Source organism: Nostoc flagelliforme FACHB-838, assembly GCF_014698065.1.
Taxonomy (GTDB): Bacteria; Cyanobacteriota; Cyanobacteriia; order Cyanobacteriales; family Nostocaceae; genus Nostoc; species Nostoc flagelliforme_B.
In genome coordinates this window covers 168,139-191,803 of sequence record NZ_JACJSI010000002.1, presented here as the reverse complement: position 1 = coordinate 191,803, position 23,665 = coordinate 168,139, and the positions used below count along the sequence as shown (strand labels likewise).

The 23,665-nt window shown below is 41.5% G+C and carries 27 protein-coding genes; 12 read left to right on the top strand and 15 right to left on the bottom strand.

All coding sequences use genetic code 11. The annotated features are described in order from the left end of the window. Positions 1-149: 149 nt before the first annotated feature. Positions 150-1,157, bottom strand: coding sequence for an RNA-guided endonuclease InsQ/TnpB family protein (locus H6G97_RS02085; RefSeq protein WP_338421558.1), 1,008 nt, complete (start codon positions 1,155-1,157; stop codon positions 150-152). A 47-nt stretch (positions 1,158-1,204) separates the two neighbouring features. Between H6G97_RS02085 and tnpA the strand changes: the two genes are divergently transcribed. Next, positions 1,205-1,624, top strand: a complete 420-nt coding sequence (gene tnpA, locus H6G97_RS02080; protein ID WP_190939062.1) for an IS200/IS605 family transposase — start codon at positions 1,205-1,207, stop codon at positions 1,622-1,624. 149 nt (positions 1,625-1,773) lie between these two features. Beyond that, positions 1,774-2,448 carry a glycoside hydrolase family 75 protein gene (locus H6G97_RS02075; protein ID WP_190939061.1) on the top strand — a complete coding sequence of 225 codons (675 nt, stop codon included), beginning with the start codon at positions 1,774-1,776 and terminating at the stop codon, positions 2,446-2,448. 697 nt (positions 2,449-3,145) lie between these two features. On the opposite strand, the gene H6G97_RS02070 is transcribed toward H6G97_RS02075, so the two are convergent. Together H6G97_RS02070 and H6G97_RS02065 are read right to left on the bottom strand one after the other, a co-directional pair. Next, positions 3,146-4,105, bottom strand: a complete 960-nt coding sequence (locus H6G97_RS02070; protein ID WP_190939060.1) for an orange carotenoid protein N-terminal domain-containing protein — start codon at positions 4,103-4,105, stop codon at positions 3,146-3,148. Between the two features lie 502 nt (positions 4,106-4,607). Next, a complete protein-coding gene (locus H6G97_RS02065) occupies positions 4,608-5,261 on the bottom strand; it encodes a TraX family protein (RefSeq protein ID WP_190939059.1) in 654 nt (217 codons plus the stop codon). Between the two features lie 166 nt (positions 5,262-5,427). On the opposite strand from H6G97_RS02065, the gene H6G97_RS02060 reads away from it, so the two are divergent. Both H6G97_RS02060 and ppk2 read left to right on the top strand, forming a co-directional pair. Continuing rightward, entirely contained in the window at positions 5,428-6,006 is a 579-nt protein-coding gene (locus tag H6G97_RS02060) for a hypothetical protein (RefSeq protein ID WP_190939058.1), read from the top strand. Positions 6,007-6,379: 373 nt separating this feature from the next. Next, a complete protein-coding gene (ppk2, locus tag H6G97_RS02055; protein WP_190939057.1) occupies positions 6,380-7,303 on the top strand; it encodes a polyphosphate kinase 2 in 924 nt (307 codons plus the stop codon). 304 nt (positions 7,304-7,607) lie between these two features. Here ppk2 and H6G97_RS52150 read toward each other — a convergent pair whose 3' ends face one another. The 3 genes from H6G97_RS52150 to H6G97_RS02040 all read right to left on the bottom strand — a co-directional run bounded on the left by H6G97_RS52150 (position 7,608) and on the right by H6G97_RS02040 (position 8,528). Next, positions 7,608-7,763: a hypothetical protein gene (locus H6G97_RS52150; RefSeq protein ID WP_242054778.1), complete on the bottom strand. Its 156-nt coding sequence runs from the start codon at positions 7,761-7,763 to the stop codon at positions 7,608-7,610. A gap of 166 nt (positions 7,764-7,929) precedes the next feature. Continuing rightward, entirely contained in the window at positions 7,930-8,148 is a 219-nt protein-coding gene (locus H6G97_RS02045) for a DUF433 domain-containing protein (RefSeq protein WP_190939056.1), read from the bottom strand. Between the two features lie 203 nt (positions 8,149-8,351). Next, positions 8,352-8,528 (bottom strand): hypothetical protein, encoded by a 177-nt coding sequence (locus H6G97_RS02040; protein ID WP_190939055.1) that lies wholly within the window; start codon positions 8,526-8,528, stop codon positions 8,352-8,354. A gap of 106 nt (positions 8,529-8,634) precedes the next feature. On the opposite strand from H6G97_RS02040, the gene H6G97_RS02035 reads away from it, so the two are divergent. The 6 genes from H6G97_RS02035 to H6G97_RS02010 all read left to right on the top strand — a co-directional run bounded on the left by H6G97_RS02035 (position 8,635) and on the right by H6G97_RS02010 (position 12,122). Beyond that, entirely contained in the window at positions 8,635-8,913 is a 279-nt protein-coding gene (locus H6G97_RS02035) for a type II toxin-antitoxin system HigB family toxin (protein ID WP_190939054.1), read from the top strand. An 8-nt stretch (positions 8,914-8,921) separates the two neighbouring features. Next, on the top strand, positions 8,922-9,155 hold the full coding sequence (locus H6G97_RS02030; protein ID WP_190939053.1) for a hypothetical protein: 234 nt from the start codon (positions 8,922-8,924) through the stop codon (positions 9,153-9,155). Between the two features lie 467 nt (positions 9,156-9,622). Beyond that, positions 9,623-9,982 (top strand): type II toxin-antitoxin system VapC family toxin, encoded by a 360-nt coding sequence (locus tag H6G97_RS02025; RefSeq protein WP_190939052.1) that lies wholly within the window; start codon positions 9,623-9,625, stop codon positions 9,980-9,982. Next, positions 9,969-10,169, top strand: coding sequence for a hypothetical protein (locus H6G97_RS02020; RefSeq protein WP_190939051.1), 201 nt, complete (start codon positions 9,969-9,971; stop codon positions 10,167-10,169). The genes H6G97_RS02025 and H6G97_RS02020 overlap by 14 nt, the downstream gene beginning before the upstream one ends. A 518-nt stretch (positions 10,170-10,687) precedes the next feature. Further along, complete coding sequence (locus H6G97_RS02015; protein WP_190939050.1) at positions 10,688-11,218, top strand: hypothetical protein; 531 nt, start codon at positions 10,688-10,690, stop codon at positions 11,216-11,218. A gap of 256 nt (positions 11,219-11,474) precedes the next feature. Further along, positions 11,475-12,122: an EcsC family protein gene (locus H6G97_RS02010; protein WP_190939049.1), complete on the top strand. Its 648-nt coding sequence runs from the start codon at positions 11,475-11,477 to the stop codon at positions 12,120-12,122. 251 nt (positions 12,123-12,373) lie between these two features. Here the strand turns inward: H6G97_RS02010 and nifD are convergent, their stop codons facing one another. The 7 genes from nifD to nifB form a co-directional block, all read right to left on the bottom strand. Further along, entirely contained in the window at positions 12,374-13,816 is a 1,443-nt protein-coding gene (gene nifD, locus H6G97_RS02005; RefSeq protein ID WP_190939048.1) for a nitrogenase molybdenum-iron protein alpha chain, read from the bottom strand. A gap of 149 nt (positions 13,817-13,965) precedes the next feature. Then, entirely contained in the window at positions 13,966-14,859 is an 894-nt protein-coding gene (gene nifH / locus H6G97_RS02000) for a nitrogenase iron protein (protein ID WP_190939047.1), read from the bottom strand. A 348-nt stretch (positions 14,860-15,207) separates the two neighbouring features. Continuing rightward, on the bottom strand, positions 15,208-15,564 hold the full coding sequence (locus H6G97_RS01995; RefSeq protein WP_190918986.1) for a globin domain-containing protein: 357 nt from the start codon (positions 15,562-15,564) through the stop codon (positions 15,208-15,210). Positions 15,565-15,787: 223 nt separating this feature from the next. Next, positions 15,788-16,687, bottom strand: coding sequence for a Fe-S cluster assembly protein NifU (gene nifU, locus H6G97_RS01990; protein ID WP_190939046.1), 900 nt, complete (start codon positions 16,685-16,687; stop codon positions 15,788-15,790). An 84-nt stretch (positions 16,688-16,771) separates the two neighbouring features. Further along, a complete protein-coding gene (gene nifS / locus H6G97_RS01985; protein ID WP_190939045.1) occupies positions 16,772-17,980 on the bottom strand; it encodes a cysteine desulfurase NifS in 1,209 nt (402 codons plus the stop codon). 12 nt (positions 17,981-17,992) lie between these two features. Then, the gene (locus H6G97_RS01980; RefSeq protein ID WP_190939044.1) at positions 17,993-18,346 is read right to left on the bottom strand and encodes a 4Fe-4S binding protein; all 354 of its coding nucleotides are present in this window, start codon (positions 18,344-18,346) and stop codon (positions 17,993-17,995) included. Positions 18,347-18,465: 119 nt separating this feature from the next. Then, complete coding sequence (gene nifB, locus H6G97_RS01975; protein ID WP_190939074.1) at positions 18,466-19,914, bottom strand: nitrogenase cofactor biosynthesis protein NifB; 1,449 nt, start codon at positions 19,912-19,914, stop codon at positions 18,466-18,468. Positions 19,915-21,058: 1,144 nt separating this feature from the next. On the opposite strand from nifB, the gene H6G97_RS01970 reads away from it, so the two are divergent. Next, on the top strand, positions 21,059-21,637 hold the full coding sequence (locus tag H6G97_RS01970; protein ID WP_190939073.1) for a Uma2 family endonuclease: 579 nt from the start codon (positions 21,059-21,061) through the stop codon (positions 21,635-21,637). 61 nt (positions 21,638-21,698) lie between these two features. Here H6G97_RS01970 and H6G97_RS01965 read toward each other — a convergent pair whose 3' ends face one another. Beyond that, on the bottom strand, positions 21,699-22,040 hold the full coding sequence (locus tag H6G97_RS01965) for a XisI protein (protein WP_190939043.1): 342 nt from the start codon (positions 22,038-22,040) through the stop codon (positions 21,699-21,701). Then, a complete protein-coding gene (locus tag H6G97_RS01960; protein ID WP_338421559.1) occupies positions 22,022-22,381 on the bottom strand; it encodes an element excision factor XisH family protein in 360 nt (119 codons plus the stop codon). The genes H6G97_RS01965 and H6G97_RS01960 overlap by 19 nt, the downstream gene beginning before the upstream one ends. 235 nt (positions 22,382-22,616) lie before the next feature. On the opposite strand from H6G97_RS01960, the gene H6G97_RS01955 reads away from it, so the two are divergent. After that, entirely contained in the window at positions 22,617-23,561 is a 945-nt protein-coding gene (locus H6G97_RS01955) for an NAD(P)-dependent alcohol dehydrogenase (protein ID WP_190939042.1), read from the top strand. Positions 23,562-23,665 lie beyond the last annotated feature (104 nt).

Below are 23,665 nucleotides of genomic sequence, written 5' to 3'. Positions count from 1 at the left end.
AATCTTTTCCATTAATCCTCTAGCTGTCTAGGCTAATGCTCGGCTAGATTTCCTCACCTACATGGATAGTGAGTTGTCATTAGTTGAGGATTAAAGTGCGAACTCTACCCATAGTGGGTTACTCAACTATTGCCAGTCATCCCCCCTATTCAGGTTTCGACTGAACGAATCGCACGCAAATAAGCGTTTTCGGCTTTGACTGTTAGTATCGAAATAAATTGACCCCAACCAGCGTCGTTTATACTTTTAGCCAATCGTGTTTTAGCTAGTCCTTTGATATTTAGTTTTTCGACTGCAATAACATCATACTTTTTGAGTAAGTGGTTAGCAGTTTTAAAATGGAAATCTTTTCGAGTATCGGCAACTTTTTTGTGCTGTTTACCCAATTTTTGAATAGCTTTTCTACGACGGTTAGAACCTTTTTTACGCCTAGATACTTTACGCTGTGCTGATTTTAATCTACGTTCAGCTTTGCGTAAATGTTTCGGTGCGGCAACTCTAGAACCATCCGACGCAACATAGAAATCAATTAAACCTATATCAATACCAACAATATTGTCAGGTTTAAAATCAGGTTTAATTGTGGGAACTGTTTTATCATCAAGGCTTAGGGTTGCGTAATAGCCATCTGCTTTTTTAGTTATAGATAAAGTCTTGATATCAAACCCGTCCGGTATTGGACGATGAACAATTACTTTTATAACGCCGATTTTTGACAATGTTATTTTATCGTTTTGAAAATGCTCCTTTTTGAATTGTGGGTAGGTAAAGGTTTTATACTGACATACACCTTTGAATCTAGGTTTACCGCTACGCTTGCCAGCATTATCACCTTTGAGCCATCTGTCAAAAGCCAATTCAACTTTTTTAGGAACTTCTTGCAGTACTTGAGAATGAATGCTTTTGTACCAAGGTCTGTCCTTTTTTAGTTGGGTTAGCGTTGCCTGTTGACTAAAGCGATTGGGCTTATCTTTTAAATCTGGCATATGGCAAACAACAAGTGAGCATCTATCTATAGGGCATCTGTTTTGCTCATACCAATCAAACCTCTGAGCAAGCTGATAATTATACTGGCAGCGCAGCATATCTAATGTGTTGTCAATTTTTTCGGCTTGCTCTTTCGTGGGTTTTAATCGGTACTGATAAGATGTTTTCACTTTCTCGTCTAAATCAGTGTTTTAGTATACACTGATTTAGACATAATATGAAAAATGATTTTGTTTCCAAGGGAAGGTCTGTTAGCGATCTAAAAGTGCATTTAGTATTGGTGACTAAATATCGGCGCAAAGCCTTCACCTTAGAAATGCTGGCTAGGCTAAATATTGTAATGCAAGAATTACTAGAAAAGTGGGATTGTAAACTGGTAGAATTTAATGGTGAAGATGACCACGTACACCTACTCTTCCAGTACCACCCAGATGTTGAATTGAGTAAATTAGTAAATAATTTGAAGTCTGTATCATCTAGAAAACTCCGCCAAGAGTTTGTAGAACATCTAGAAAGTTTTTACTGGAAAGACGTATTTTGGAGTGGTTCTTATTTTGTTGCTAGTTGTGGTGGTGTTACAGTCTCTACACTCAGAAAATATATTGAAGCACAAGAATCACCCACAGAATCAACGTAAGAATTTGCTCGTTTCCTCCATGTTCTCCTCACTCGCTATAAAGCATTGGTCGGAGAACTGTCGTCAACTCACGCGCATTCATGAGCCAGCGCTGTAGACGGGTTTCCCGTCGCAGGCGACTGGCATCCCCACACTCCTAAAAGTGAGATGTGGGACTTCTGCTGAAATTAGTTAAAATTGGTGGAGTTCCTATTCAACAGGCAGATAGAGAATCTGGCTTTTTTTATGAAGCAGGTATGAGTATTAATGCTGATGGTGCGCCTAATGCTTATCACCCAGCAGATACAGGAATTGATTTTTTGGCAAATGCTGGGAGTCCAGGTAACTGGTGGGCAATAGTTGTAAATAAAGATGGTAATCCGTTTATTCAAGGCAGTACCGATCCATATCCTGGATACTATATTTCTACAACTGCATTATCCGATTCTGGATTTGTTCAACAAGATCCACGCAGATATGTTGATTCAACCAAGATCCCATATATTGTTCTTCCGGGAAATAATGATTTTAAAAAGGTTACAGGCGTTAAATTAGGAGATTTTGCAGTTGTTTACAACAGTAATAACGAAAAACTTGCTTTTGCAATTTATGCTGACATTGGCCCTAAAAACCAGATAGGGGAGGGTTCAATAGCTCTGTCTCAGGCTCTTGGTAACGATCCATTGGTGCGTTCAAGAGTCAGGCGAGGAATTCCCAAAGACATCGTTTATGTTGTTTTCACAGGTTCTGGGAATGGACAGCCAAGAATAACTTCAGACATAGAAGCTGAAACTAAACGGCTTTTTGAAATATGGGGTGGCATAGAACGGATAAAGTCACTATAAAAGTATATCTTATGCAAATTATTCGGTGCGATCGCACTTAATTTGATTGTAGTAGAGAATAGCTTTTGTTACATAGGGATAACTACAACAGATTGCGCGAACTACTTAAATGAGAAAGCAAACTGGGGTTTGAGTAAGTAAAAGCTGCTTTTGCTTGCGGAAAACACCAAAATGAGAAAGCAAACTGGAGTTTGAGAAAGTAAAAGCTCATCTTGCTTGCGGAAAACACCAAAATGAGAAAGCAAAAGCAGCTTTTGCTTACGAAAAACACCAAAATGAGAAAGCAAACTGGGGTTTGAATAAGTAAATGCTGCTTTTACTTACTAAATTTGACTTTATCTATATTTCTGGGCTGTAATGACTAGTTATAATTATCGTGATGGCAGTGCGATCGCAAAACATAGTGCCTAAAGGGAGCAATCCAAACAACTGTTAGAAATTGCTAAAACATGACTAAAGCTCGGTTTTAGGTGAACCGAGCATGGATTGAAATTTTATTTGATGATCGTTATGACGCTTAGAAGATGTTTTAAAAGCCCCGAAAGTTATAATTTCGCAGTTCTGCGTGGGTTAAGGTACAAGCCTAAATTAAGGTTTTAGCTATGTACTAAGATGTAATGCTTTCCTAACTATGAGAGCAAAAAACCCTTTTAAAACATCATCTTAGAGAAGCACAATTTAAGAAAGCAAAGAAATTTTACTTGCGAGTTAAGTTTAGCAGTTCTTTGGGAGAAGCAAGTAAATCAATAGCCACGAAGTAAATTTGACCTTGAGGATCGAGTAAAAATCGCCAAGCAATGTTCATCCCAACATTACCTCCAAACCAAGGAGTTTCGACCGTACCAGTAATTTTATGCTGTGTATAACCATCTTCGATAGTTTCCGAAACGCCTTTGGTTGGCTTCATCACTAACCCTTGTCCCTCATCTCTTAAGTAGGCAGTGATTGCTTCTCGGCCAACAATTGGTTTTTGGAAAGGTGGTTGCAGCGCACCGTTATTAGCAAATAAAGCAACAGCAGCTTCAAAATTATCTGCATTCATAGCTTCAATGTATTTCAGCACTGTTGCGTCTGTAACTCCCTCAATAGTAAATTGGGGACTTAGGGATGCACGCGGGAACTTAAAGTTTATGATTTCTGCCTGTTTGTTATCAGCCAGAGACGGATCGAACCCCATATTTACTACAGTATTGCGTAGTACAGTAATTTGCTGACTCTGATCGATTCTTTGAACAGCTTCTAGCACTGCTTTAACTTGAGGTGACATTTGATAGCCAGCTGGCATAGGAGCGACTATACCCTGTTTCATCCACTCGCCTAACTGCCACCAGAATCCCAATTTGGCGTTGACACCAAAGTATGCATAAGAACGGCTGATGGGAGTGTCAGCATTACTCGCTAAATCTCTCATTAACTGCGTTTGTTGTTCATGAGACATCTGCTTAATGTCGTTGAATATACCTTCCATTAATTGGAGATTAGCTTTTCCGGGAGCAGCTGGAGTAATTGTACGACCTAGTTCAGCGTAGGCATACCAAAGAAATGCTAATTGATCGTCAATATTGAGTTCAGCAAACATTGCTGTAGTGGCTGGAACAGCGTCTGCCACTTGAGTGTTAGAGAAAATATTGCGTGCAGACTCGATAGTATAACTCATGGTTATTACCTTAAAGATTTACCTATTCAGTAGTTGCTTTCGGCTACATTTTGCAGCTTGCAGGATAAATCTAGGGTATATTTTCTGGATGACACAATTATCCCTAGATATCCAAATGTGAATCATTATCATTCACTACTCTGGCATCATAACTGGTAAACGTTAACAAAAGACTAAGATTTATAAGATTTATCTGATGAATATCATTGGATGAAATGTATATCTACTATTTGTTTTTCAATTTCTGGTCAAACAAAAGTAGTTTTTGAAAAAGGTATCTTTCTAAAGTAAGATATTTATCTCTATAGCATCTATCTATGTAGATAAATATATCTGATTTTTGAATTTTTCGGTAATAAAATAAAATTTTGCAATTGCTTAAATTAGTTTTTTTAATTACTGTATGTGTTGCAGGCTTAAGGAATGCCTCTGGTTCAATCTTTTTGCTGCCGACTTTGGCTTGAACTATGATCCGACAGTCACGCTTATCAAATCTTCAATCTTACCTAGACTGTATTAAATAATTGATCATACCTAAAATTATTAAATGAGCCGGGTAGAACATATAAAACCATTTAGCCCGTGAACCCTGTCGACCATTGAATTGAAAAACAATGAATCCTGCAAAAATTGCCCAACTTTGAGAGATATTAAACACAGATAGGATTACTAAAATAAAAAAGTGAAAGCTGCACCAATAGAGCAACCATACTATAGGCTTGAGTTTATCTGTTAGGGACATCAAGAAAATTACTCCAATCCCATACGCTCCATATTCAACGCGCAGGCTCTCGGCAACTGCTGCACATAATCCAATAATTATTAATTGCTGCCATAATTGCGGGTAACGCTTTACTAAGCGCAACATCACAAGTCCAAGCAAAAGCATGAAGAGAATATTAAGTGACAATCTCTGAAAAACAACACTATAAAATGGTTGGGATATAATTGCTGTAATTAATAGTCTCCTCCCATAGCGGTATACATTTTGGGTGTGTTTTTCGCCCTCAACCAAAAGCCATGCAAACAGTGGAAAGCTCAATCGCCCTAATAAGTGCAAGATTACCAAATCTGGCATTAGCAAATAGCACACATGATCCATAATCATGAATACTGCTGCTAAGATTTTAATGCTAAAAGCTGAAACTTTAATCACAACACCACAGTTACCTTGGATTCCTTAATATAAAATCCCTAAAATTTTATTTCTTTAATATAATAGTTATTCAAAATCCTAGCAATTTGATAACATTAACACAGAGGGCAATGTCTACGATGGACTATTCTGTGATGTCCTCTTTAACAGAGACTACAAAAACACTATGGCAAAGCGTAAAAAAAGCAATCTCCAGTGGATTAAAGAAACGCTTGAACTAAAGCCTGACCATCGCTGGGAATCTCCATCAGGCTACAAAATATTTGTCGCCAATCGCGGGGCTGTCCGTCTCAATGTTCCCCAGAATTGGGTTTTTGAGCCACAAGAAAAATCCTTCAAGTTTCTCGATAAAAAACCCCCTAACGATGATTGTTGTCTGGAAGTATCTTTTAATCCTCTGCCACCCAATGATTGGAGCAAGTTTCCGCTAAAATCTACCTTGAAGAAAGTTCTGGAAAACGACAGCCGCAACATCATTGCTAAGGGAGAAATTATTACCGTCAAGCGCCAAACCGCTAAAATTGTCTGGACAGAGATGAAGTTCATTGACACTCAAGAAGAACCACGGGAAGCTTTTTCGCGGACTTGCATTGCTTTGGGATCGAATATTCAGTGCTTGATTACATTCGATTATTGGGTAGATCAAGCACAACAATTAATACCCGTTTGGGATGAAGCTATCCGTAGTCTCACGCTAGGATTATATATTCGTGACCCGATGACTGGTCTGGCTTTCCCAGACTGAAGTCCAAAAATCATTGCTCAAATTTCCTAGCGAATATCAATGAAAGCACTATTCATTTTAAGTTTGGCTGGGCTAAAAGGAGTAGGTAAAACTCGGAAATCGAGATAGTGCCACTCATATCAATTCTTTATGAAAATGCGCTGACGGAACGAGCATTCCCCTATCAGAAGAGGATGTAAAATCGTATAACAAGCTACAAGAGATTCAATGTTATAGACAAACTTACTCCAGCAAGAAAAATTTTGAGCTTTTGCTAACCTGAATTCTAGCGATCGCAACTTGCAAAGGCGTATATTTACACTTAGTCTGCATTAAAATATATACTTTATAGATAAATTTAATTATGCCGAATCAATGGCATGGAGTCACTACAATGTCAATTGATGAAGTTGAAACCCAGCAAAATAATGATCTAGCTCAACCCGCTACAGGCTTAATAGAGAGCCTAGTAAAGCCAAAAGACAAGAAAAAATTTAAAAAATCAAAACGGATTTTTGATGGTAGCACAGAAGCTTTTGCTAAGAAAATTCCCAAAAAGACTTTTAAAACTGAACTAAAGCAACTCCAGATTGAGCTAGTCAAAATGCAATACTGGATTAAGCACACTGGCTATCGGGTTGTCGTCATATTTGAAGGGCGCGATGCTGCCGGCAAAGGAGGAGTAATCAAACGCATTGCCGATCCACTTAATCCTCGTGGCTGTCGTGTAGTTGCTCTAGGAACACCATCTGATCGTGAGAAAACTCAGTGGTATTTTCAGCGCTATGTGCAACATCTTCCGACAGCAGGCGAAATCGTTCTCTTTGATCGCAGTTGGTACAACCGAGCCGGAGTTGAACGGGTGATGGGTTTTTGCACTGAAGCAGAATATCAAGAATTCATGCAATCTTGCCCGGAATTTGAACGAATGTTAGTGCGATCGGGCATTGTTTTAATCAAGTACTGGTTTTCCGTCAGCGATGAAGAACAAGAAAAACGCTTTCTCTCTCGTAGTCACGATCCAGCAAGGCGCTGGAAACTCAGCCCAATGGATTTGGAATCACGCGATCGCTGGGTAGAATTCTCCAAAGCAAAAGATACCATGTTTGCTTACACAAATATTCCAGAAGCCCCCTGGTTTACCATTGAAGCAGATGATAAAAGACGGGCGCGGCTCAACTGCATTCATCATTTGTTGAGCAAAGTTCCTTACGAAGATATGACACCTCCTCCCTTAGAACTTCCGTCTAGACCTGTGGCTGAGGATTATGTTCGCGCTCCCCGCAATGAGCAGTTCTTTGTCCCTCAAGTATATTAAGCAACATCACTATTGTGTTGCAACTTCTCGCTAATGATTGAATATAGGGAGAAGTCGAAAGGGTATGTGCAATTTTATCTATGGGTGTTGCATAGACACCGACTCCTGTGGAGAATCCGAATTTTGAGCAAAAAGCAACTTCAAACACCACCTACCGTTTGCGTAGCGTCTGGTAAAGAAGCAAGTAAGGGCGTAGGCGTAGCCCATCGCAGACATTGCTAATGGAATTTATTGCTGTTTTAATTGAAAACTGCGAAACTGAAGGCATTCCGAAGTTGAAGGTCAGAACTACTAAGATTTATTTTTACAAACTGACTACTATGGCTTGTCCTTTAACTGCCGTGGCTAAAGTAGCTAAAACCTTGGGTACTAGAGGTTTCATATCTATCAAACGGTTAGATTGTGCTTGTAAAACAATTACCGCAATATTGAAATGTGGTAAATTTTGTTGAAATGACAAGTTGCGATCAACAGTGATAAAAATATCAAAGTCAGCTTCTGCAAGGGCAAGAAGTTGACCATTCTTTACTCCTGCTCATCCCATTTGAGGAACAGTTTTGACCTCATAGCCAACAAATTCCCTCGCTAGTTTGCGGTCAATACACTCATCCAACAAGAGTTTCATGCTATGCCACCATGCTAGCAAACTGCTTTCCAGCCTCCTCAAGCAAGGCGATAACTTGCTCTTTGGTAACAGTCGGAAATCCATCCAAAAAGTCGTTTATGGATTCGCCTGCCTTGAGATAATCCAGAAGCGTCTGCACGGGAACCCTAGTTCCAGCAAAAACTATAGTACCGCCCATAATTTCAGGAGATGCGCTAATAATTGGGGAGTCTTTAAGCATGAGTCTTTGATCTCCAGTTTCGTATCTAATAGTTTATCAATTCTCATGAAATATAACGGCTCTTGCGTACCTTAAGCATATTTAGGTTTGATAAACTTCATCTCGCTTTTGCTAATTGCACCTCAATAATCTTGTCGAATAATAGCGTAGGCGAAGCCCGTCGCAGACATCGCAACAACATTCTACTTCTTTTACTGCGATGTCTACGCTTGGTTATTCGGCGATCGCACTATCTTGTAAAGTAGTTTTATTAACACGCAAGCATCGGGATTTAGGCAAAGTACCCGGATTGTTAATAGAGGTAGTAACAGTTTAATGCGTAGGCGCAGCCCGTCGTAGACATCGCCTAGTTTATTGCCGAGTGAGGGCGATCGCCACAACAGTCTACTTCTTTTACTGCGATGTCACAGATAATTCATTTAAGATTAGCACTGGGAGGTGAGTTATATGGATGACAGAATTATTAAGACATCAAGGGTTTTTTAAATGCACGTTATTACTCGTAAACGGCTGAATGAATTTGCTAAACTTTATCCAGATACAAATAACGCCTTGGCTCAGTGGTATCGATTGATCAAGGGAAATGAGTTTACCTCATTTGTAGAACTTCGTGAAATGTTTCCCTCCGTAGATCAAGTTGGTAAATTGACAGTGTTTAATATTGGTGGTAACAAAGTTCGACTCATTGCTGCAATTCATTACAACCGCCAAAAGGTCTACATTCGGGCTGTGTTAACGCATTCAGAATATGATGAAGGAAAGTGAAAGGAATAATGCAAAGCTTAAACCTAGATCAAACGATTATTGCTTGGTCATCTATTGCCGAAAACGTCTTTGTTCCTCACACAGAAGAGGAATATGAACGCTTGGTTGAAATCCTTGATTGTCTCATCGATCAAGTTGGTGAAGACGAGACGCATCCACTCGCGTCTTTAATGGAAGTTATTGGTGTTTTAATTGAAAACTACGAAACTGAGTATATTCCTGAGTTAGAGGCGATCGCTTAACTTCACCCAGTATGAATATACAATGATGTGTTGTTGAGTGAAAGCGATCGCTACAACACTCTACTTCTTTTACTGCGATCGCACTATCTCGTAAATTAGTTTTATTAACACGCAATCATTGAGATTTCAACAAAGTACACAGATTGTTAATTGAGGTAGTAACAGTTTAATGCGTAGGCGCAGCCCGTCGTAGACATCGCCTAGTTTATTGCCGAGTGAAGGCGATGCCGAACGGCCAGTCGTAGACATTGCTTAGGTGTTAAATTAAGCACGATAATATTGCAATATTAGTCATTAACGAAAGATAGTCAAGCCATTTATTTATGTCACTTCTTACCACAATGAAACCAAAAGTTTACATTGAAACCTCCATTCCCAGTTTTTATTACGAGGCACGTACTGAACCTGATATGGTGGCGCGGCGGGACTGGACACGGGAATGATGGAGCCATGCAAGTGACAACTATGTGCTTGTAACTAGTCTTGCAGTGCTGGATGAACTCAATCGAGGTAACTTTCCTGGAAAGAGCGAGGCAATAAAACTGATTAGTGGCTTGTTATTTGTCCCGATTGAATCTGTGGTTGCTGAAATCGTTGAAGTGTATATTCAGCAACAACTGATGCCCAAAGATCCACTTGGAGATGCACTACATCTTGCCCTAGCTTCGTATCATAAATGTGATTTTCTCTTAACTTGGAATTGTCGTCACTTGGCAAATGCCAATAAGTTTGGGCATATTCGACGGCTGAAGGTTATGCTGGGGTTATACGTTCCAACGCTAGTTACGCCGTTAGAGTTGATAGGAGCGCAAAATGACGAAGAATGATGAGGCAATTAGCCAAATACGTAAAATTCGCCATATTATATCTCTAGAGAATGGACACAACCCCCAGAAGTTGGTGAATTACTATATTCAACTTCAGAAAGAATATCCCCACCTTATACAGTACAAAGAGCAGCAGACAAAAGTTCTAGAATCCCCAACACAACAAGGTATTGAAGCCGAAGCATAGAAGCGATCAGTTAAGTTTGCATTATTTGCGGGAAATGATAGGGAATGTTATTGCGATGTCTACGACGGGCTATGACGCTCCTGCGTCGCTAACGCTACGCTATCGGCGATCGCACTATCTCGTAAATTAGTTTTATTAACACGCAATCATCGGGATTTGGGCAAAGTACCCGGATTGTTAATTGAGGATTGGACGGTTTAATGCGATCGGATCGCCTAGTTTATTGTCGAGTCAAAGCGATCGCAACAACACTCTACTTCTTTTACTGCGATCGCAGTATCTCGTAAATTAGTTTTACTAACGCGCAATCATCGGCATTTCAGCAAGATAACCGGATTGTTAATTGAGGATTGGACGGTTTAATGCGATCGGATCGCCTAGTTTATTGTCGAGTGAGGGCTATCACGACAACAGACTATTTCTTTCTTATGCATCTCACAGAGAATCTCTAAATATGCAGTAGCGTGTTGTTGAGTTGGGGTCAAGCTTACATATATGGCGTACAGACTTAAAGGGATATGTTTAAGGTTCAATTTGGGAACCCTGTCTATAACTGTATTGAATCTGCCATAATGAATCCTAGACAACTTGAGCAAGCTCTCGAATTATCAAATATTAGAGCATCATTAGTTGCTTATCGTGATGCTGCACAGAAGAGTAAGTGGTATATTCGTTTTTTTGTTCCAGGCCCTGATGGAAGATACAATCCTGGAGTAGCTATTGTATCTAGCTCTAAGGTTCATAAACTGATAGATACCCTTAGCAAGGCGCACAACAAAATGGAGCTTCTGGAAAAAGAGACATATACAGGAGAATTTTCAGAAGATTTTGTCTTGCGTGGTGAGGTTAGTGATAATTTATCCGTGACAGTTTTTAGTAAAAAGTCATATTTTTTATTCTGGAGCTATAAAAAAATTAGGTTGTACTTTTTAGTATCAAGTAAGACTAACACCTTCAGTAGCTCCTTTTGCTCAGACGATGTTAAGACTCTCATAAACACACTATCTTCAGCAGAAGGTTTAGCAGTTAAACTCATTAGCCAATTATAGTGGTAGAGAAAGCTTATCAGATACAAAAATAATGGATAATTACCTCAAATTAAGTAATTAAACGGTTAATTTTTGATTAATAACTAGCTATGTGTCTTTATCTGTCAGTGACAGTAGTGTTTTTAACATTATCTTTTTGATGCAATGGAGCATGAAACCTTATTTGTAAATTTACAGTGATATAGAGGTATTGCGGTGGTCTTATTACAGAAATTTGGGATAGAAAAGATGAAATAATTTACAAAAATTAAATTCTATGGTTTCAGCTAACGCAAGCGATAATAACAATAATCCCATAAAAGCAACTCTTGAGTGGATAGCTGATGCTGGGATTAACGGGTTAGGGGTTCTGCCACCTGCGGAGGATGTTGCAGCAGACCACTTGAGCAAAGCGGCTAGTATTGAAGATGCTATTAATTCAGTTATTGCATGGAGAACTACGTATGCTGCTGGCACGGGTTTTATCACTGGGTTAGGTGGTATTGCAGCAATGCCTATTACCATTCCAGTGGGTTTAGCTGCATCCTATGCCCTTGGAGCAAACACAGCCGCCGCAATAGCTCACCTTCGAGGATATGATATCCGCTCTGAACAAGTGAGAACAATGGTTCTTTTATGTTTAATTGGTGAAGCAGGCGAGGAAATTCTAAAAACCGCAGGCATCACGATTAGCACAAAGGTGTGTCAAAATCTAATCAGGCAGATACCTGGTAAGGTTCTGATTGAAATCAATAAAAAGATTGGATTCCGACTAATCACTAAAGCTGGTGAAAAAGGCGTAATCAATATTATGAAAATGCTGCCTCTAGTAGGAGGTGTTGTTGGAGGCACCTTTGATGGTATATTTGTAAATAGCTGTGGAAAAACTGCAAAAACACTATTTGTCCAAGCGTCAGACACATAACAGAACATTGAGAGTGATCGCATCGCTTTTGTAACAACGCACCATTATCTCAAATAACCCAAAGAATTGTTTTGCGTAGAGTCGAGGCGATCGCACCATTTAATCTAAAAAATCGTCATTTAAAATAGTCTTTTGTTTTACAGTTTTTCTTAAAGCAAAATGTAAGCAAAATCTAAAAACCAGATTCCATAAGAGTTATACTATCTAAAGCATCAAAACAGATTGTTCCTAAATAACCCTGCAACTTGCATTTAGGCTAGAAATAGGCTCTTTTTTCTACCGTCGCTAAAAAACCTTGCATTATATGATGTTGAAGTGCGATCGCTAGGTTCGGAGTAATCCCAAGAGTGCATTTGACGGAAAGGAAGACCCATCTTTTGGAAGACGTACTTCTCTTTCACACCAGAAGCTACTAGGTCAGGCTTCAGCGCTTTGATAAATTCCTCGAATTCGTAAGCGGTAACGTCGTCATAAACGATGGTGCCGTTTTCGATGTAGTGAGTGGTACGTTTGTAATCGTCATTATGAGCGAACTCATAACCTGTACCAATCATCTTCATGCCCAAGTCTTGGAAAGCTGGGACAACGTGGCGAGGACGTAGACCACCAACCATGATAGCTACAGTCTTACCATCCAAGCGGGGGCGGTACTTAGCAATTACCGCATCCATTGTGGGTTGATATTTGGCGATAACTTTCTCAGCGTTTGCTTGGATTGTTTCGTCAAACTTAGAAGCGATTTCCCGTAAAGATTCAGCAATCTTAGTGGGGCCGAAGAAGTTGTATTCCAACCAGGGTATACCATAAGCTTCTTCCATGTGACGGCTGATGTAGTTCATCGACCGGTAACAGTGGATGAGGTTCATCTTCACATTGGGGGTCATCAACATTTCGTTGATGGTACCATCACCTGACCACTGAGCGACTACGCGCAAGCCGATTTCTTCTAACAGGATGCGGCTAGCCCAAGCATCTCCACCGATGTTGTAGTCACCAATGATGGCTACATCATAAGGAGTACCTTCAAACTGAAGTGTACCGTCTTTCTTAGCTTGGTCTGCTCTGGTGAACACCCAGTCACGAACCATGTCGTTAGCAATGTGGTGTCCCAAAGATTGGGAAACACCCCGGAAACCTTCGCAACGCACAGGTACAACTGGCTTGCCGATTTCTTTCGATGTCTTCCGAGCAACAGCTTCGATGTCATCCCCAATTAGACCGATGGGGCATTCAGATTGAATGGAAACACCACGGTTGAGTGGGAAAAGTACATCTAGTTCTTGGATTAGCTTGACAAGTTTCTTGTCACCACCGAACACGATATCTCTTTCTTGGAAGTCAGAGGTGAAGTGCATGGTACCAAAGGTATCAATACCTGTGGTGCCGATGTAGTAGTTACGACGACCAGACCAAGACCAGTAACCGCAACCTACAGGCCCGTGGCTGATGTGGATCATGTCCTTAATAGGACCCCAAACCACACCTTTAGAACCGGCGTAAGCACAACCACGAGCGGTCATTACACCAGGAAGGGATTTGATGTTAGACTTAACGCCGCAATCGGACTTACCTTCTTCGTATACACTTAAGTGCTTTTCCCGTTTTTTCTTAGCTTTATCGGGGTAAGCGTCTAGAACTTCTTTAATTAGTTCTTTTCTTTCTTCGATGATGTTTTGATTTTCTGGAGGTGTCATATTTAGCCTCTGTGACTCGTAAGGATCGGGGCATAGGGGGACTAGGAGTCCCCTCTAAGGTTAGGGGGGAGATGCGAGGGAGAGGTAAAAGGAAAGATATGAAGCTCTTCCTTTTTCCTTGTGCTAAAGCGTTATTTATTAGTGGCGACTTATGCTACAGGAGCTTCAGTAGCAGTCTTACCAACCAACTTGGCGGTATTTTCGTCGCTTTCGAGGATACCGAATTCAATCAACAATTCTTCTAGTTCTTCCATTTCGATGGGTGTAGGAATAGCCAGGTTTGTGTTGTTGATGATCTTGGTAGCCAATGTCCGGTATTCGTTAGCTTGGTTGCTTTCTGGTGCGTACTCGTTAACAGTCATCCGGCGCAATTCTGCGTGTTGAACAATGTTGTCACGGGGTACGAAGTGAATCATTTGGGTGTTCAACCGTTTTGCCAAGGTTTCGATCAATTCGATTTCCCGGTCTGTATTACGGCTGTTACAAATCAAACCACCCAAACGCACGCCACCAGTGTGAGCATACTTAAGAACACCACGAGCAATGTTGTTAGCAGCATACATCGCCATCATTTCACCTGATGTCACGATGTAGATTTCTTGTGCTTTACCTTCACGGATAGGCATTGCGAAACCACCGCACACAACGTCACCTAATACGTCGTAAGATACGAAGTCTAGGTCTTGGTAAGCACCGTTTTCTTCTAAGAAGTTGATGGCGGTGATGATACCACGACCGGCGCAACCTACACCGGGTTCTGGACCACCAGATTCTACGCAACGAACGTTACGGAAACCGGTTAGCATTACTTCTTCGAGTTCGATATCTTCTACTGCACCACGTTCTGCGGCGAGGTGAAGAACGGTTGTTTGAGCTTTGCTGTGCAGCATCAAACGGGTGGAGTCAGCTTTAGGGTCGCAACCGACGATGAGGATGCGTTGACCCATTTCTGCCATAGCTGCTAAGGTGTTTTGGGAGGTGGTAGATTTACCGATACCGCCCTTACCGTAGAAAGCTATCTGTCTAATGTTTTCGTCTGTCATGGTTCTTGTTTCCCTGCAATTGGTTGGTTGGTGGGTCTGTGCGTTTGTCAGTTGCGTTCACGCCAGTTGAGCGACAGTAGTGAGCGCGTGTAGAGCATCGTTGGTAGCGTTGGCATAAATGCCTGCTGGGGGCGATCGCTCCACAGCCAAAATTATTGACAGTAAGTACATCGATCTTCCTCGTTAAAATTTTTTTCTTTTTGTTTTTGTCCTTTGTCCTTTGTCATTTGTTTTGACAAAGAACAAAGAAAATTACGCGATTTACAAATACGTCATAATGTGTTTCAGCTTGCAAGATTCAATAGGACTTGATGTTGTTATTTGTCAACAATCAATGCATAAGTCCTATTACTTGTTCAAAATAGCGCCCTTCATATTTGTGACGCGATCTAGTGCAGCTTTGGTGTCTTCTGCTGACACTCCACGCACAGCCATTGCTTCACCGAGATGCTTGGCGATCGCATCGAAGTGTGGTTGCTGTAGATTCAATCCTGCGTGGGTTTTGTCCATTGGACGACCGCCGTATTGCTTTGGCCCCTCAAATATTTGAGCTAAGAAAGCAACTAGGTGATTACGTTGCTTCGCCATGTCTGTACCAGCAAAAATGGGACTGAGGAGGCTGTCTGTGGCAATGCGTTTGTGGAGTTCATCTACTACTTGTTCAATAGCTGGTTGTCCACCAATATTGTCGTACAATGTGCTCATATCCTGTTCCTTTGAAGCGAGTTGGATGATGAAATTTGCAAGTAGGCGCTTAATGTATGAAGCCTATATGCTGTTAGCCGTGATAGCTAATAAAGCTATCGGTTGTCGGTAGGATTGAAGCATTGATGTGGAGACAATTATATGGTTCAAATCCCACTTTCTGTTCCTGGCTGAATGCATATTAGAGCGTATTTGTAGATTACGTTAAGTCCTACAGCAATTCCTAAACTGCTTCGACTACAAGGCTCTTGCTGACACGATCTTGTAATCTGGCTTCGATCGCAATTTTCAGAGTTGCTGTACTACTAGAACAGGAACCGCAAGCACCTTGCAGTACAACTTTAACGCGATCGCCTTCTACATCATAGAGTTCTACATCTCCCCCGTCTGCAATGAGTACGGGTCTGACTTCTTCATCGAGAACCTTTTGAATTAGAGCAATCTTTTGCACGTTTGTTAGCGCTAGTTGCTTTGAATTAACAATTTCTGTGGCAACTTGTACGCCGTAATTGTTGAGAGCAGGTGAGGCGTATTCCTGTTGAACTGATCTAATAATATCATCGATATTAGCCAGACAGGAACCGCATCCGCCACCAGCTTTTACATAATTTGTTACTTGCTCGGCATCCGTGAGATGATTTTCTAGAATCACGCGACGAATTTTAGACTCGCTAATACCAAAGCAACTGCAAATTAACGCGCCTTCATCGTCATCATCATGGGAAGCTAGAGGAATGCCACGATAATTATAGATAGCGGCTTCTAGCGCTTCTTGTCCCATAACAGAGCAATGCATCTTTGCTTCTGGCAAACCACCCAGGTAATCTGCAATGTCTTTGTTGGACACTTTCAAAGCTTCATCTAAGGTTAAACCTTTAACCATTTCGGTTAATGCACTAGAAGATGCGATCGCACTAGTACAACCAAAGGTTTGAAAACGAGCATCTAGAATCTTATCAGATTCTACTTCCACTTTCAGATGCAATCTCAGAGCATCACCGCAAGCAATGCTACCGATTTCTCCCGTTGCAACCTTAACTCCAACTTCGCCAGTTTCTTCAATTTCTCCCTGATTCTTGGGATCGTAAAACAGTTCTAATACTTTATCGGTGTAGTCCCACATATTAAGTTCCGAGTGCTGAGTGGTGAGTGCTGAGTGGGGAGTGGAGAGTAGTAAATTCTTTATTCCCTACTCTCTATTCCCTAATTAACGATGCGCTAGTGCTTGTTCTTGTCCTTGCAGCCAACCTGCATTATCATTTTTAAAGGGTGAGAGGGCACGTAAACGCTCCACAATACTGGGCATTACTTCTATCACTTTATCGATTTCTGCTTCTGTGGTGTAGCGACAAAGACTGAAGCGAATTGAACCGTGTAAAGTTGTGTAGGGTAAGCCCATTGCCCGCAGGACGTGGGAGGGTTCCAGAGAACCGGAGGTGCAAGCAGAACCGGATGATGCACAGATACCGTATTTGTTTAATAACAGTAGAATTGCTTCACCTTCAATATACTTGAAGCCGATATTTGTGGTGTTTGGCAATCTCTGCGTAACGTCACCATTGACTACACAATCGGGAATTGTAGCGAGTAAGGTTTGTTCAAGGCGATCGCGCAGCCTTCTTTCTCTTGCGGTCGCTTCTTCTAACTGTAACAGTTCTAGTTCCGCAGCTTTGCCCAAGGCGATAATTGCTGGAACATTCTCTGTTCCCGCCCTACGTCCACGTTCTTGGTGTCCCCCAATCATGAAGGGACGGAACCGAACTCCGCGCCGGATATACAAAGCACCAATTCCTTTAGGGCCGTGCAGCTTGTGACCAGACAGGGTCAACATATCCACAGTGCTAGTCTTCATATTCAACGGGATTTTTCCCACTGCTTGCACTGCATCTACATGGAAGATAGCTCCATACTCTTTTACGCGCAACCCAATTTGCTCAATTGGGAAAACCGTTCCGGTTTCATTATTAGCATACATAATTGTCACCAAGGCGGTGTTACCGGTCAAGGAAGCTTCTAGTTCATCTAGATCCAACTGCCCTTGATGATTTACTGATAGATAGGTAACACTATAACCTTGGGTTTCTAATTGTTTGCAGACATTAAGTACTGCTGGATGTTCAACTTGAGTGGTGACAATATGTCGCTTTTCTGGTTGTGCCAACAGTGCGGCTCGAATCGCCGCGTTATCTCCTTCAGTACCACAACTTGTGTAGACAATTTCTGACTCATCGGCTCCCAGGATGGCTGCAAGTTGTTCTCTTGCTGTTCTCACTGCTTTACCGACTTGCCCACCAAAGGTATGCATACTGGAGGGATTGCCGTAATAATCTGTGAGGTAAGGTAGCATTACCTCTATAACTTCTGGGTCTACCTTAGTGGTAGCATTATTATCAAGATAGATGCAGTTATTTTGCATTGTTGTCTTCAATTACGAATTACGAATTATTTGGGATTGACGCTTTTGCAACTGTTCCGAGTATTTCTGGGAATAACAATTAAACCAACGTTCCCAGTAATCTTGTTTATTTGTTAATTTAGCAACTACGCGGTTGTAATCCGCAAACCAGCCTTCCCAATAATCGCTAGGCTGCTTAACGCAACCGTCGCATGTGGGACAACCAGCTTTACACTGAGGCACGGTATAAATGCTACCAATACAGTTTGTACAAAGTTCAGGGTCAATCCAGTGCTGTCCGTCAACCACTTTAACTGCATTTGTGGGACATACCGTTAGACAGAGATTGCAGGAAATACACTGGCTAGTAAGAATTTTGTAAGCCATGATTTATTCTCCTTTTTTGGGAATGGGGCAGTGGGCATTGGGCATTGAGATTTGGGTTTAGGGGAGGGCATTGAGGATAATACTTATCCCATGCCCTATGCCCCATGCCCCATGCCCTATTAGTTATTCCCTAATTCTTTAACGTATTGCTCGTAGAACTCCAAAGCAACCTTTTCAATTACGTCGTAAGCTTCAACAGTCTTGATTCCAGCTTCTTGCAATTTTTCTTGAGGACAGTTACCAATCTTGGAGACTAAAACTGCTTTGCAATCTGCGATCGCTTTCATAATATGCTCAAAAGAAGCTTCTTCGCCGTATCCACCTTGGCAGTATTGGTCAATTTTGCGATGGCTGACAAAGCGAACTTCGTTTCCACCCACTTCGTAAATTTGGAATTCTTTCGCATGACCGAAGTGTTGGTTAACCAATCCGCCGCCTTTGGTTGCTACTGCAACTAGGATTTTGGGACTGTTGGCAATTTTCTTACCAGCTAGCGCTTTATCTTTGGCTACTTTAAGTTCTTCTTTAAACTTCTCAATCCCTTCGTGAACCGTAGCGCGTTGCTCCATGTCATATTCTGGAGTCATTTCCAAGAATTTCTCTTTGGAAAACTCCTGGCTGCGGTCTTCTCCCAGTAATCCTACTGCATCGGCGCGGCACTGGCGACAGTGGCGCATCATTTTCATGTTACCGGAGCAATTGTCTTGAACTTCTTTGAGTTCTTTGGGTGTGGGGCCACGTTGACCGATTAAACCGAAATGTGTGCCATGTTCTGGTGCAGAAATCAATGGCATAATGTTGTGCAAGAATGCACCTTTCTCACGAATGACTCGATTCACTTCAACTAAGTGATGGTCATTAATTCCGGGAATCATCACTGAGTTAACTTTGCACAAGATGTCAGCATCTTTGAGGGCTTGCAATCCTTCCATCTGTCTTTCGTGGAGGATTTTCGCACCTTCAAGACCTCTATAACGCTTGCGTCTGTAGTGAACCCAAGGATAAATCTTAGCACCGATCTCTGGATCTACCATGTTAATGGTGATCGTAACGTGATCTATATTTAATTGTTTAATGCGATCGATGTAGTCGGGCAGCATTAAACCATTGGTTGATAAACACAGCTTGATGTCTGGTGCTTGCTCTGCAATCAACTCAAATGTGCGGAAGGTCTTTTCTGGGTTCGCTAGAGGGTCGCCAGGGCCGGCAATTCCTACAACTGTCATTTGCGGAATCTTGCCGCCAATGACTAAAGCTTTGTGTGCTGCTTGTTCTGGTGTTAGCAATTCGCTAACTACTCCAGGACGGCTTTCGTTAGCACAATCATATTTGCGGTTGCAATAGTTGCATTGAATGTTGCAAGCGGGAGCAACTGCAACGTGCATCCGGGCGTAGTGGTGATGAGCGTCTTCGCTGTAGCAGGGATGTTTAGCAATGCGTTCTTGGAGCTTTTCGTCCCTTTCCACGGTGGCGCTGGTGGTGCTGTCGCAGCCGCAACCACCGGATTTTGCTTGGGTTGTCGATTCCGTAGCGTTGGAGTTGAGGAGTCGTGTAGACGGTGATGTCATTGAGTTTCGCAAAAAGGTCGGTGGACTTGGCTGCCACTGTGGGAGATGCTGTTGCCACTCTCTATGCCTAGGAATTGAAGTCGCGTCTTTCACACTGCCTGCAAACCCTTGGGTTCGGGCGACTTGTTTTCAAGTAAGGCAGGCGATAGATATGTGATGTTCGGCTGGTGTGTCAAGGTTCTGTTCTTGGGTAGAATTTGTGCTTACAGCCGCGACTTCTCTTCACTTCAGGCTTGGTGCTATGTCATCCCTCCACTCACTTTCCGCTTTGTTTTGTTTCAGAGCGTTAGGTGATTGGCGATATAAGATTTATACCAGCCGTCTCCTAGCCGAACGGTGCGTCTCTCTAGGATAGAATTTATTGGATTTATTACGTTTGTACTCAAATACTAAAAACCCTAATTCTTCAAGCGTTACAAGAATTAAAAAAGTTTTTTTCGGGTAGGGGTTCTAGTCTTTTTTGGTTGGGGTTCTAGTGTTTATAGATAGGGGTTCAGGATTTCTTTGTACTCAGCCACAACCTAATCCCAGCAAAGAATTTAATCTACTTCCAACTGGATTTTGGTTATTTAAATGTGTACTCACATTGCCCTCAATTTGCGTTAAAAGCAAGAAATACCAAGGGTTTGAGGGTGAAAAACTGAAGTAATCTATCTTGTTCTACTCCATAAACGCGCGAAATTGAATTCTGTATCTAACATATCATTTTTTTGAGGGTAAAAATGCACTTCATATTCTTTTAATTTTCCTTTGACAATGATGTTCAATTATGCCTTGAAACCTTGTCTGGCAAGCTATATAAGCTAGTGGGAATAGATGTATTGCTGCACATAATTTTCAAAAACTTAACTTTTCAGTTCTTTTTTTTCATTCCCACAATGAGGAGATGGGTAACAAACTCTCAGATTTTGTGTTTAAGAGAAACAACAAACTATAATTTAACATGATTGAGCGATCGCAATTAATTTTCTGAATTGCTCATTACAAACCTTAGCAAAAAACCTCACCCCTTAACCCACTTCCCGACACTCTAAGGGGGAAAATTCAAAGTCTCTCTCCTAGAAAAAGAGAGGTTTTACCGATATCGTGAAAAGTCAGAATGTCATTTAGCTACAATCAAACCAAGCGTGAAAAAATCTTAGTTATGATAGCCATCCCCCAACAGCCGCCAAAAATGACCATTGAGGAATATCTCGAATGGGAACCTCAGCAAGACGTTCGCTACGAATATGCCAATGGCGAAGTATTTGCCATGACAGGCGGTACAATTCCCCATAACGACATTGCACTCAATCTCTACAGACCTTTATATCCCCATTTGCGTTCCAGGGGTTGTCGAGTGAATGTGTCAGATGTGAAAATGCAACTCACTGCCCAGAGCCGCTACTATTATCCTGATGTTATTGTCAGTTGCGACCCTCAAGACCTCAATGCCCGCAACTTTATTCAACATCCCAAGCTGATTGCCGAAGTTCTTTCGCCAGGTACAAGCGCTAAAGATCGGGGTGAAAAATTTACTTATTATCTGACAATCCCCAGTTTGCAAGAATATATCTTGATTGACTCGGAAAAAATCTCCGTTGAGCGTTACTGTCGGGGTGAGGGTAGGATGTGGCTTTACTATCCCTACACGGCTGGAGATATCATCACTCTATCGAGCATTGAATTTAAATGTCCGATTGAACTGCTGTATGAAGGTGTTGTATTTACCACTGAAGAATAAATAGAATGTTCTTTATTATCTTTTAAAAAGCGATGTCTACGACGGGCTGCGCCTACGCTTCTCAAGCAACTGCATAGCCTGTGTAGGGTCTTAACTCCGGTGGACGAAAGCCAAGGACGATGTGTTCTTTAGGAATTCCAGCCCGTTCTAAATCGGCGGCAATGCCTTCTTCCGTGCCATCCCGTTGAATCCAGATTTTGCTATCAATCAGGTCAATATGAACCAGACAGCCGTGAATGCGGCGATCGCCATCCCAACCTAGATCCATCCACAAATAGCGATCGCGGCTTCGATCAAACACTACTTCTGATTGAATATTGGCATAAGAATAGGGTAGTGAGGCATATTCAGTGAGGATAGTTTCAATCACCTGGCGATAGTGGTCTAACTTGGTATAATCCATTGTTTAATAACCTCCTGTTTTGGATCAAAAGTAATCAGCTTTAAACGATGATTTCTCAGTAAAAGTTTGCCGATAGGTTCTTCAAATAAATCATCAAAAATACTGTTAGGGACTGCAAGATATAGTATTCGTTCCGGCTCCAATTCAATCAATATATCTTGATATAAAATATACTGACCCAATGCTTTTTCTAAATCATCAACATCCGATCTCCCGGTAAAACTTTTAATCTCAACTGCAATTTTGGATTCTGCTTTTTCAGCCGCCAACAACTGTTTAGCACCTAAATCAACATACAAATCTTTTTTACCAAACTTTAGAGTCAGTGGGTCATGAGTAATTGTCTATTTGTCTTTAATCAAAGCATTTTTAACATTGTTGTGATAAAGGTCTCTAAGTGGCATATAGGTGTAGTTTTAGACTGATATTTGTATTTTAGGGAATCTCTGATTGTGCACCATCTTTGTTAAATACCATACGTAAGCGTAGCCCGTCGTAGACATCGCTACACTAGATTTATTAGGAAAAACAGGCTGTGTGATTCAGCAAAACAGGGTAGCAACCAGGAGAAATGCGATGAAAGCAGTGGTTATCCGTCGGTATGGCGCGGCTGAAGTGTTGCAGTACGAAGACGTAGAGCAGCCGAAAATTGAGCCAACGCAGTTACTTGTGAAAGTTCGTGCTAGTAGCGTTAATCCCGTTGATTGGAAAATTCGCCAAGGGATGTTGAGCTTGATTAGCGGCAGCAAATTTCCGAAGATTCTGGGATTTGATGTGGCGGGAGATGTGGTAGCAGTTGGCTCTGGTGTCACGCGCTTTAAACCTGGAGATGCTATTTATGGCAGTACTAGCTTCCCTGGAGGAGGTTACGCCGAATTTGCAGCTATCCCAGAAAACTTGGCGGCGCTCAAACCAAGCAATCTGTCTTATGAAGAAACTGCGGCTGTGCCTTTAGCAGCGCTCACGGCTCTGCAAGCGTTGCGAGATCAGGGAAATATTCAAACAGGACAAGCTGTGTTGATTAATGGGGCTGCTGGTGGTGTAGGGATTTTCGGGGTGCAAATTGCTAAAGCTTTAGGGGCAATAGTGACAGGAGTTAGCAGTACCAAAAATTTGGATTTTGTGAAATCTCTAGGAGCAGACCGCGTGATTGATTATACGCAGCAAGATTTCACCGAAGATATAGCGCAGTATGACATTATCTTTGATGCAGTGGGTAAGCGATCGCTCTCTCAAAGCAAAAGAGTCCTCAAACCCAATGGAATTTATATCACCACACTACCTAGCCCCGAAGTTTTTTTCGAGGGTGTCTTAACAGCGTTCCTTCCTGGTCAAAAAGCGAAATTTATTCTAGAAAAACCCAACACTCAAGATTTGGTTTATCTCAAAGAATTGATTGAAGCGGGTAAAATTCGTGCTGTAATTGATCGCACATATCCCTTACAAGAATTAGCAGCGGCTCATAGTTATAGCGAAAGTGAGCGTGCTGTGGGGAAAATTGCGATCGCAATTAGCAATTGATTGTAACTAAAGCTCTGCAAGTCAGCCGAGATGCTGTTTCTCAAAGTTTCGTTATCTCTGGAGTGATAGTTTAGTTCAAAATACATCTCCAGAAATTAAATATA

Coding starts and splice junctions, on each gene's coding strand:
- tnpA (WP_190939062.1), top strand. CDS start 1,205: ATGAAAAATGATTTTGTTTCCAAGGGAAGGTCTGTTAGCGATCTAAAA.
- H6G97_RS02070 (WP_190939060.1), bottom strand. CDS start 4,105: ATGAGTTATACTATCGAGTCTGCACGCAATATTTTCTCTAACACTCAA.
- H6G97_RS02060 (WP_190939058.1), top strand. CDS start 5,428: ATGGCAAAGCGTAAAAAAAGCAATCTCCAGTGGATTAAAGAAACGCTT.
- ppk2 (WP_190939057.1), top strand. CDS start 6,380: ATGTCAATTGATGAAGTTGAAACCCAGCAAAATAATGATCTAGCTCAA.
- H6G97_RS02045 (WP_190939056.1), bottom strand. CDS start 8,148: ATGCTTAAAGACTCCCCAATTATTAGCGCATCTCCTGAAATTATGGGC.
- H6G97_RS02035 (WP_190939054.1), top strand. CDS start 8,635: ATGCACGTTATTACTCGTAAACGGCTGAATGAATTTGCTAAACTTTAT.
- H6G97_RS02030 (WP_190939053.1), top strand. CDS start 8,922: ATGCAAAGCTTAAACCTAGATCAAACGATTATTGCTTGGTCATCTATT.
- H6G97_RS02020 (WP_190939051.1), top strand. CDS start 9,969: ATGACGAAGAATGATGAGGCAATTAGCCAAATACGTAAAATTCGCCAT.
- H6G97_RS02015 (WP_190939050.1), top strand. CDS start 10,688: ATGTTTAAGGTTCAATTTGGGAACCCTGTCTATAACTGTATTGAATCT.
- H6G97_RS02010 (WP_190939049.1), top strand. CDS start 11,475: ATGGTTTCAGCTAACGCAAGCGATAATAACAATAATCCCATAAAAGCA.
- nifD (WP_190939048.1), bottom strand. CDS start 13,816: ATGACACCTCCAGAAAATCAAAACATCATCGAAGAAAGAAAAGAACTA.
- nifH (WP_190939047.1), bottom strand. CDS start 14,859: ATGACAGACGAAAACATTAGACAGATAGCTTTCTACGGTAAGGGCGGT.
- H6G97_RS01995 (WP_190918986.1), bottom strand. CDS start 15,564: ATGAGCACATTGTACGACAATATTGGTGGACAACCAGCTATTGAACAA.
- nifU (WP_190939046.1), bottom strand. CDS start 16,687: ATGTGGGACTACACCGATAAAGTATTAGAACTGTTTTACGATCCCAAG.
- nifS (WP_190939045.1), bottom strand. CDS start 17,980: ATGCAAAATAACTGCATCTATCTTGATAATAATGCTACCACTAAGGTA.
- H6G97_RS01980 (WP_190939044.1), bottom strand. CDS start 18,346: ATGGCTTACAAAATTCTTACTAGCCAGTGTATTTCCTGCAATCTCTGT.
- nifB (WP_190939074.1), bottom strand. CDS start 19,914: ATGACATCACCGTCTACACGACTCCTCAACTCCAACGCTACGGAATCG.
- H6G97_RS01970 (WP_190939073.1), top strand. CDS start 21,059: ATGATAGCCATCCCCCAACAGCCGCCAAAAATGACCATTGAGGAATAT.
- H6G97_RS01965 (WP_190939043.1), bottom strand. CDS start 22,040: ATGGATTATACCAAGTTAGACCACTATCGCCAGGTGATTGAAACTATC.
- H6G97_RS01955 (WP_190939042.1), top strand. CDS start 22,617: ATGAAAGCAGTGGTTATCCGTCGGTATGGCGCGGCTGAAGTGTTGCAG.